This is a genomic window from Arthrobacter sp. TS-15, from assembly GCF_006964045.1.
Lineage (GTDB): Bacteria > Actinomycetota > Actinomycetes > Actinomycetales > Micrococcaceae > Arthrobacter.
In genome coordinates this window covers 74,998-84,779 of the sequence record NZ_SDXQ01000004.1, presented here as the reverse complement: position 1 = coordinate 84,779, position 9,782 = coordinate 74,998, and the positions used below count along the sequence as shown (strand labels likewise).

Genomic DNA, 9,782 nt, shown 5'->3' with positions numbered 1-9,782 from the left:
CGCGGCGGCCTTGGCGGACGCTTGGCGAACGTCGAGAACGGCAGTGGCGTCCAAATCGCCGGTAACGGTCAGATCCAGACTTATCAGATCTACTGGCTGCCGGGCAGAGGAGATGGTCATTGGGGCAGGGGAAGTCATGGACATGGGAGTCGCTCCTTGCTGGGGGATGGAACGGCGTGTGATTGCTGTCAGTTTTTATGTTCGGAGGAAGTCCCAAGGACGCTGGCGAGCTCCTTCGGGGTGGACATGGGTTCCTCCAGCTGTTCGCCGGGTCCCCGATACCTTGCAGCGCCGATCACCACGCTCAAAAGCGCCAGGTCCAAAGCAACCCAGGCAAGCGTGATGAGGGTGGGATACAGTGGCGCGTCCCCGAATGCCACCCGGGCAATGCCGATGAGCGAGGACACAACGAGCAACGCCATGGCTGCCAGTTGCAGCCTGACATGCTGAAAACCGCGTCCCGCAGCCTGCCTGCTCTTGGCCGTCACCGAAAACGTGAGGTGCTTGCCAAGGAAGACCGCCGCCGCACCGGAACACGTGGCCGCTATCCACGTGGGAAACAGCGCAAAGGACCATTGCTGGCCCCGCCACAGTCCCTTCGACCCCTTGCCCGCCACTTGGAAAAGCAGCTGGCAGGTCACGAAAAAGGGGAGGAAGAGGCAGAAGAACACCACCGGGCTGGCAGTCAGCGGGTAGGTCCCAGCCACCAGGAACACCACAGGCGCCGCGATGTAGCTCAGGGCGGCGAAGCCATTGAGGTAACTCGTCATGGTGGCCAGATACATGAGCCGTTGGGCCACGGTATGGCCCCTCAAAAACACCGGATTATCACTGAAGAACACCTGCATGGTGCCTGCCGCCCAACGACGCCGCTGCGAAAGCATGGTGGACACGTCCTCAGGGGCAAGCCCATGGACCAGGACCTCGTGGTGGTAGACGCTGCCCCACCCCATCGCGTGAAGGTGCATGGCCGTTGCCATGTCCTCGGTAATGGTGGTGGTGTCCATGGGGTGGATGGCCAACGCCTGGTCCGTGTGCGCCACATCCACTGATTCAAGGACCGCGTCCAGTTCCGGCACCACATCGTCCATGGCATCGGGGACCGCCAACGCAGCCGTATGGAAGGCAACCCGGAGCTCGAAAGTGATCTCGGCGAGGACATCGCCCCTGCGCACCTGGTGCTCCGCACGCGCCACTGCCTCCAGCGCCTGTTCTGCGACCGGCATGGCGGCAGGATGACGCCTGCCCAGTTCGCCATGAAGATCCTGCAGCCTGGACCGGCCCCTGCGCAAGGCACGCCACGTCTGCTCAGTGGCTGTCCTTGTATAACGGGTCAAGCCCAAGGCCATGAGGGCTTCCCGGCGAAGGACAGCGTTCGAACCGCAGAAAAACGCCGCGTCCCAACCGTCCTTGCCCTGCTGAATGGGGCCATAGAAAAGTTCCGCCTGGCTCCCCAGGGGATCCCGTTCCGGAACATTCCAAAAGTGCTGTGGGGTCTGGACGAAGGCCACTTCCTCAGCGTCGAAGTAGCCCAGAACACGGTCCAGGAAGCGGGGCTCGGGGACTTGGTCTGCGTCAAAGATGGCCACGAACTCGCCTGTTGTCACGGACAGGGCGTTGTTGACGTTCCCTGCCTTTGCGAAGCGCTGCCGTCCGTCCCACTCCGGGCCGCGGGTGATGTACCCGACGCCGATCTGCCGGGCTGCGGCGGCAAACTCAGCTCGATCGCCGTCGTCCAGGATCCACGTTTCGTGCGGATACGTCATGTCCCTGGCCGCGATTGCCGTGGTGAGCACCAGGTCCAGTGGCTCGTTGTACGTGGCAATGAATACGTCCACCGATCTGCCCGGCAGGGCAGGTGGGGGAGGTGGACGTCGTCGCGCGTTCCACATGGTGACCGCGTACAGCGCCGACTCGCCCAAGCTGTAGGTCTCCGCGGCCACCAGGGGCAGGGAGATCCACCAAGCATCCCAGGCGACAGTGCTCGACCAGCGCCAACTGATGTAGATCAATCCAAAGGAAACCACCAGAACTGCAAGGATCCTTACCAGTATTTGTCTGTAAATGCCCATCTTTAGCCTCCGGTAACTGCTGGGGAAAAGGCCAAGGCGCGCCAGTATGTCCACACGCTCCTCAGAGCGAAATTGGGAAGACACGGCTGACGCGCCTGGAGCTGCATCGTCGATGCTCAAGGGAAGGAATTCGGCTGCGAACGGAATGTCCTTTTGCCAACCCGCTTGAGGGAATTCATCTCAAGCCAGTTGGTTCCTGATTCCACTTTCTCCCGCCCACATTTCATCCCCGTTACGGCACTGATAAGTAAACTCGCGTTGATTATTTCCTGGCTGTGACGTTTTGCGTGTCGCATCGAAAAAGCTTGCGCAGCACGGTGATGGCCCTACAAAGTGGCTTCATGAAGCGAAGACTCATGCCCCTGACGATGCTCGTCGCCGGCCTGACCATCGCAGCTACCCTCATAGCCCCGGAGCCTTCTGCACTTGCATCGGCTGGTATGCCCGCCCCCGGGACACTGGTCTGGAGCGACGAATTCAACGGACCCGCCGGCACGGCACCCGACGCAGGAAAATGGACGCACGACACCGGAGGGTCCGGATGGGGCAACGGCGAACTGCAGTACTACACCAACAACACAAGCAACGCTGCAGCCGATGGTCAGGGAAACATGGCCATCACCGCCCTTAAGGAAAACCCCGCCGGATATCAGTGCCACTACGGGACGTGCCAGTACACGTCCGCCCGGCTGACAACCGCTGGCAAGTTCAGCCGGACACACGGCCGGTTCGAAGCCCGGCTCAAACTGCCCAAGGGGCAAGGAATGTGGCCTGCCTTCTGGATGCTCGGAGAGAACGTATTCACCGACGGTTGGCCTGCCAGCGGTGAGCTGGACGTCATGGAAAACGTTGGCAAGGAACCCGGAACGGTGTGGGGAAGTATCCACAGGCCCGGTTACTCAGGGCCAAACGCCACCAACGCCAGCTACACATTGCCCGGCGCCAAGGCCCTGGGCGATGGATTCCACACGTTTACTGTGGACTGGGGCCCCGAGTCCATCACGTGGTACATCGACGGAGCGGCCTACTCACACAAGACCAAGGCCTCAACTGCCGGACCGTGGGTGTTCGACCACGACTTCTTTGTGCTCCTCAACCTCGCCGTGGGCGGCGATTGGCCGGGAGCACCGGACTCGGGCACCGTGTTCCCACAGTCCATGTTGGTCGATTACGTCCGTGTGTATGACCTCGCTTCAATTCCTGCACTTTCTGCGTCCAGCACCCGAATCCAGGGCTACTCCGAAAAGTGCCTTGATGTAGCCGGCCGCCAAGCAGCCGATGGTGCCCCGCTGGAACTCCGGGATTGCGATACCTCCGCTTCGGAGCAATGGACCTTTGCCGCCAATGGAACCGTCCGCTCGCTGGGCAAATGCATGGATGTTGCCTGGGGATCAACGGCAAACGGTGCCAGAATCCAGCTCACCGGCTGCAACGGCGGTGCAGCGCAACAATTCGTCCTGAATTCTTCCGGGGATTTGGTGAATCCTCAGGCCAACAAATGCGTTGACGTAGTTGACTGGAATTCAGCCAACGGTGCGACGCTGCAGCTGTGGGATTGCGCAGGTACCACGAACCAAAAGTGGTGGCGAATGGTGTAATAAAAGCGTCCGACGGCGGCGCGCAACTTTGCGGGGTCCGGCGGCTATTGCTGGGGCGGCTGGGGAGCTTCCTGGAGTAGCGGGCCGGGCTGGCAACTGTGCGCAGCCGTCGCGGCGGTTGTGGGCCGGACCTGGCTGGCTGATGTGTGGCCGGGTCCGGCCGGTGGTGCGTACCGGGTTGTTGGGCGCGCGGTTGGTTGCGTGCCGGGTTGTTGGGCGCGCGGTTGTCGGGCACTGGGTTGTTGGGCAGCCGGGCCGTCTACGGCGCCGGCTGGCAGTGCGGGCAGAAGTAGATGTCCCGTTCCTCTGTACCGTCCGGTCCTGCCAGGAGGCCGCGACGTATTGTGGTGCCGCAGCGCCTGCAGGGTTGGCGTTCCCTGCCGTATACCCAATACCCGGGACGGAGTGCGCGCGGACCAAGGGTGGTCCGCCGCCCGGGGCCCAGATTTTCGCCGAGAAGGCGTTTGGCGTCCCTGACGGTCTTGGGAAGGTCAGGAACTTCTCCCACCGGCAGGGCAGGATGAATGCCGGACAAGTAGCACGATTCGCACCGGTAGATATTGCCGATGCCTGCAAGTTTCCGCTGGTCCAGCAGCGCAAATCCCACGGTGACGTCCGGTTCGGCACGAAGTCTGCGCAATGCTTCTTCCTCGTCCCAGTCGGGACCGAGCAGATCCGGCCCGAGGTGCCCGACGATCTTCTCTTCCTCCGCTGTGGGCACCACTTCCAGGATGCCCAGTGAGAACCCGACCGCATCTGCGGTGTCCGTGCGGAGCACACACCGTGCAGTGTGGCCGGGCTTCGTCCAACGGCCACCGGGCGGATAGATCATCCAGTTGCCCTCCATTTTGAGGTGGGAATGGATGGTAAGGGCCCGGGGTTTCCTGCTGGCGCCGGGTTCCTCGTCAACAGGTCCGGTCAGGCGCATGAGGAGGTGTTTGCCCCTGGGGACAACCTCGGTCATGGTCCATCCGGCCAGGTTCAGGGTGGCGAATCGGGGCACGCGGAAGTCTGAGGCCTTGATGGTCTTCCCCGCCAACGCTTCGTTCAGGCGTGAGGCAGCCCGCCAAATGGAATCGCCTTCAGGCACGGATCCGGAGTCCCTTCGGAGTGGAGTAGGCCCCCGCGGCGGCGAGAGCATCGGCGATCGGAGTTTCCAGGAGGTCGTGGCCGTTGACCTTCTCCATGAAGAGTTTGTCCACGGCACCGCGGCGCACCACACCCACCAGGGCCTCGGCGGCGACGGCCAGCACGTCCTCGTCATGGCTGAAGGTGAGCAAAGTCTTGCCGCCGCGTTCGACGTAAAGGACCAACGCGCCGTCCACCATCACTACCAGCGCTCCGGCCTTGCGCCCGGGACGGTGACCGGAACCGGCGTCGACGGAAAGCGCAGGCCACGGAAGGGCAGCGCCGTAGGGGTTGGCGGGATCGGTCGCGGCGAGGGCAAGGGCAGATGGCTCGGCTTTGGAGATGCGCGCGTCCTCGGTGAAGGACCTGAGGCGGTCCACCGTGGCAGGAACGGCGAACTGGGCGGCGCCCAAATGTTCGATGAAGTAACCGCGGCGGCAACGCCCGGCTTCTTCGAGGCGGGCCAGGACTTTATACATGAGCCCGAATCCGCCAATGATGTTCTCTGCCATGACCGAACCCCGGGTGACTACGCCGTATCGGTCCAGCAGGAGCTCAGCGGTTCCTCGCGCGTGGATGGTGGGGTCCAGTTCGGGGGCAGGAAGCGCTGACCAGCGGCCCACAGCCGAGGGCGGGGCAGGCGCAATTCCGCCTGATACGGAGCCGTAACGCCCACCTGTTAGCCCCGGAGAACCCAGCAATCCTGTCCCATGGGAACGGCCCAGCCTGCTCATGCGTGGCGCCCGGGCCCTGGGCGCCTTGGCCACTTGCCGGTGCGCAGTTTTCCCGCCGGCGATCATGGCCCGCACCGGAGCGAAGGTATCGCCTGTCACGCGGCCGGCCCAGACGAGGTCCCAGAGGGCAGAGACCACGGCGTCATCGCTCAACACCGCATCCATGCCACCGGCCACGTCTGTGAGCTGCCGGAAGAAGTAGCCACCACCTGCGCTGAAGTGTTCCAAGAGCCGCTGCTGGGCGTCGCCGGGTTCGAATTCAGGATCGGGGTTGAGCGTCAGCTCTGCGGAGTCGGCCACATGGAGGCTGATCCAGCCGTCGTTCCCCGGGAGGGATCCTGCCCCGGACCAGAGGAGTTCGCCGGCTGCCATGAGTTCGTCCAGCATGGCCGGTTTGTAGTCCGCCACCCTGCTCGCCAGGACCAAGGGTTCCCACGCGGATGCCGGGATGGGCACGCCGGAGAGTTGGTCCACTGCCGTGATGATGCCGTCCAGCCCCCGCAAAGCCTGGCTCCGGGACTTACCTGGCGCGCTCACGTTCTGCCAGGCCGGCAGGAACCGACCATAAGCGGCCGTGTCCACCGGTTCCACTTCGGCCCGCAACGCAGCAAGCGAACGCCGCCTCAGTTTCCTCAATACCTCAGCATCGCACCACTCGCTGGACGGTGGCGCGTCAAGGGTCATGAGCTCTGCGTCGGGTGCATCTGCAGGCTGCTCAGCAACTGCGTGGGGTCGGAACTCGCCTTCCACCACTCGACCGTCGTCAGCGAGCCGTTTCAAGGCCGTATTGACCACCGCGACGCCAAGCCCAAGCCTGGCCGCAGCTTCTGAGGCAGTGAAGGGACCATGGGTGCGCGCGTACCGGGAAACGAGATCGCCCAAAGGATCGTGGACAGGCTCAATGAAGGCGAGCGGCACACCCATGGGCAGCGGAACGCCGATTGCGTCACGGAGCCGCGCCGAGTCCTCAATGGCAGCAAAACGCTCGACGCCGCCGATGGTTACCTTGAGTGCGCGGTTGGCTTTCTGCAGTGCCGTGAGGTGGGACCGGGCGTCGACGATACTGCCGGATGGCGTGATCACGGAAGCCTCCGCTGCGAGCTGTGCGTCCTCGAGCTGTGCGTCCTCAGGCTGTGGGTCATCCACGGACAGCGCTCGTGTTTCAGGCTGCGGGGTCGATTCTGGTGGTTGGGTACCCTCCAGTCGCTCTGCGACTTCCTCAACGGTGAGCGGGCCCAGCAGCCGCAGGAGATCCGCCACGCCCTCCATGCCACGAACCCGCCGGTCCGGTGCAAGGCGCTGCAATTCCATCTCGGTTTTGTCGATGACTGCGGCGTCCAGGAGTTCGCGCAGTTCCACGCGACCCAGGAGTTCGTTGAGGAGCGTGGAGTCCAGGGCCAGGGCGGCAGCCCGGCGTTCGGCCAAGGGGGAGTCGCCCTCGTAGAGGAACTGCGCCACATACCCAAACAGCAGGGACTTCGCGAACGGGGAGGGCTGCTGGGTGGTGGTCTCCACGATTCTAAGTTCCCTGCGCTCCACGGACGCCGCAATGTCTTTGAGGGCGGGTAGATCGTAAACGTCCTGCAAACATTCGCGGACGGCTTCGAGCACTATGGGGAAGGAAGGGTACTTCTTGGCGACATCCAGCAACTGGGCTGAGCGCTGGCGTTGCTGCCACAGAGGCTGACGCTTGGCCGGGTTTTGGCGGGGCAGGAGCAAAGCGCGGGCCGCACACTCACGGAACCGTGAGGCGAATAGTGCGCTGCCGCCCACCTCCGTGGTGACGATTTGTTCGAGTTCCTCCGGGTCGAAGAGAAAAAGCTCAGCGCCGGGCGGCTCATCTTCCATCATGGGTACCCGCAGTACGATTCCGTCGTCGGCGGCCATGGCCGATCCGTCCAGGCCGTAGCGCTGATGCAGGCGTTGGCCCACAGCAAGTGCCCATGGGGCGTGAACGGGCATGCCGAATGGGCTGTGGAGGACTACACGCCAGTCGCCGAGTTCGTCGTGGAAGCGCTCCACCACCAAAGTTCGGTCGCTCGGGACTATCTCTGTGGCTTCCTTTTGCTCCCTGAGGTACTGGATCAGGTTGCTTGCGGCGTAGGCATCCAATCCGCTGGCCTGGCAGCGTTCCATGGCCGGGGCTTCGTCTGCGGCAGAGAGTTCCCGGATGAAGGCACCTAGCGCGCGGCCAAGATCTACGGGCCTGCCCAGGGAATCGCCCTTCCAGAAGGGAAGCTTGCCGGGTTGGCCGAACGCAGGGGAGACCAGCACACGATCGTGGGTGATGTCCTCAATCTTCCAACTGGTGGCACCGAGGGCGAAGACATCTCCTACCCGTGATTCGTAGACCATCTCTTCGTCGAGCTCACCAACGCGGCGTCCGCCCTTGGCCGCACGGGCTGAAGCGGTGGGTTCACTGCCGTCCGCGGTGGCGGGGGAGGCCGAGCCCTCGACTTCCGTCCCAATGATGTACACACCAAACAGCCCGCGGTCGGGGATGGTTCCGCCCGATGTGACAGCCAGGCGCTGGGCTCCGGGCCTGCCCTCAATGGTCCCGGCATGCCGGTCCCAGATGATGCGGGGCCTTAGCTCCGCGAATTCGTCCGACGGGTACCTGCCGGCCAGGAGGTCCAAGGTGGCCTCGAAGGCCGAGCGTGGCAGGCTCGCAAAAGGCGCTGATCGGCGGACAGTGCTGAACCAGTCCTCAACGTCGATGCTTCCCAGGGCGGTGGCAGCCACCGTTTGCTGGGCCAGGATATCCAAGGGGTTGGCCGGGATACTCAGGCGTTCAATCTGCCCGGCGAGCATTCGCTCAACGGTGACGCTGGTGTGGAGGAGGTCGGCCCGGTGTTTGGGGAAGAGGACTCCCTCTGAGATCTCACCAACCTGGTGTCCAGCACGCCCGACGCGTTGCAGACCGCTGGCTACCGATGGGGGAGATTCAACTTGGACCACCAAGTCCACGGCGCCCATATCGATGCCGAGTTCCAGCGACGATGTTGCCACCACGCAGCGGAGCCTGCCGGACTTGAGGTCGTCCTCGATCATGGCCCGCTGGTCCTTGGATACGGAGCCGTGGTGTGCGCGGGCAAGCACAGGATCGGCGCCAGTAGTGCTTCCGGCCTGAGCCATCATGTGTGCCGGGGTAGCTGTGGAGGCCGGGATTCCCGGGTCGGATTCGGGGGCGGCCCACTCGCTGCCACCCACCGCCATCAACTGGCGCTCGGCGTAGATCTCATTGAGCCGGGCTGTGAGGCGCTCAGAGAGCCGACGGGAATTGGCGAACACGATGGTGGATTGTTTGGACAGGACCAGATCCACGATCTGTTCCTCCACATGCGGCCAGATGGACGCCTGCGGCTGCAACCCCGACGCCGGCCCGGAGTCGAATGCTCCGGCAGCGCCCTGCAGATCGGACATGTCCTCCACAGGTACGGTGACCGTGAGGTTCCAGTTCTTCTTGGACGGTGGGGCGACGATCTCCACGGGGGCTTGGCCGGCCAGGAACTGTGCCACCAACTCACGGGGCTGAACGGTTGCCGATAGCCCGATGCGCTGCGCAGGCTTCGGAAGCAGGGCATCCAGCCGTTCCAAGGAAACTGCCAGGTGTGCGCCACGCTTGGTGCCGGCTACGGCGTGCACCTCATCGATGATGATGGTGTCCACTTCGCTGAGCGTTTCCCGGGCACGGGACGTCAGCATGAGAAACAGGGACTCCGGGGTGGTGATGAGGATGTCCGGCGGGTTGGTCAACAGCGTGCGGCGATCCGCCGCCGTCGTATCTCCTGAACGGACGCCCACCGTCACCAAGGGTGCTGGTAGCCCTAAGCGTTTGGCGGTTTGGGTGATGCCGATCAGGGGGGCGCGGAGGTTCCGCTCCACATCCACACCCAGCGCCTTCAGCGGTGAGATATAGAGGACGCGTGTCTTGGTTTTAGGCCGCTTGGACCGGCCTTTGCCGTTGGCCGGGACAGTCTCAAGACCTGGCAGCGTGTCAGTGGGCTTGGAATGAAGGCGATCGAGCGCCCACAGGAAAGCCGCCAGGGTTTTGCCGGAACCCGTAGGCGCCACTACCAAGGCATGGGAGCCCGAGGAGATCGCGTTCCATGCGCCATCCTGCGCGGGTGTGGGCTCGGAAAAAGCGCCGAGGAACCATTCCCTGGTTGCCTGGCTGAAACGGCTGATGGCGCCATCCGACGCCTGCGGCTCCTGCATCACTCCATCATGCCCCACGGCTCCGACAGAAT

The 9,782-nt window shown here is 63.7% G+C and carries 4 protein-coding genes; 1 reads left to right on the top strand and 3 read right to left on the bottom strand.

What is annotated here, in order from left to right:
- Positions 1-188 precede the first annotated feature (188 nt).
- Positions 189-2,072, bottom strand: a complete 1,884-nt coding sequence (locus EU811_RS00950) for a glycosyltransferase (RefSeq protein ID WP_187697053.1) — start codon at positions 2,070-2,072, stop codon at positions 189-191.
- A gap of 341 nt (positions 2,073-2,413) precedes the next feature.
- Here EU811_RS00950 and EU811_RS00945 point away from each other — a divergent pair, with 341 nt between their 5' ends.
- Entirely contained in the window at positions 2,414-3,670 is a 1,257-nt protein-coding gene (locus EU811_RS00945; RefSeq protein WP_142936655.1) for a glycoside hydrolase family 16 protein, read from the top strand.
- A 259-nt stretch (positions 3,671-3,929) separates the two neighbouring features.
- Here the strand turns inward: EU811_RS00945 and EU811_RS00940 are convergent, their stop codons facing one another.
- The gene (locus EU811_RS00940) at positions 3,930-4,760 is read right to left on the bottom strand and encodes a DNA-formamidopyrimidine glycosylase family protein (protein ID WP_142936654.1); all 831 of its coding nucleotides are present in this window, start codon (positions 4,758-4,760) and stop codon (positions 3,930-3,932) included.
- Entirely contained in the window at positions 4,753-9,750 is a 4,998-nt protein-coding gene (locus EU811_RS00935) for an Lhr family ATP-dependent helicase (protein WP_142936653.1), read from the bottom strand. The genes EU811_RS00940 and EU811_RS00935 overlap by 8 nt, the downstream gene beginning before the upstream one ends.
- Between the last annotated feature and the right edge of the window lie 32 nt (positions 9,751-9,782).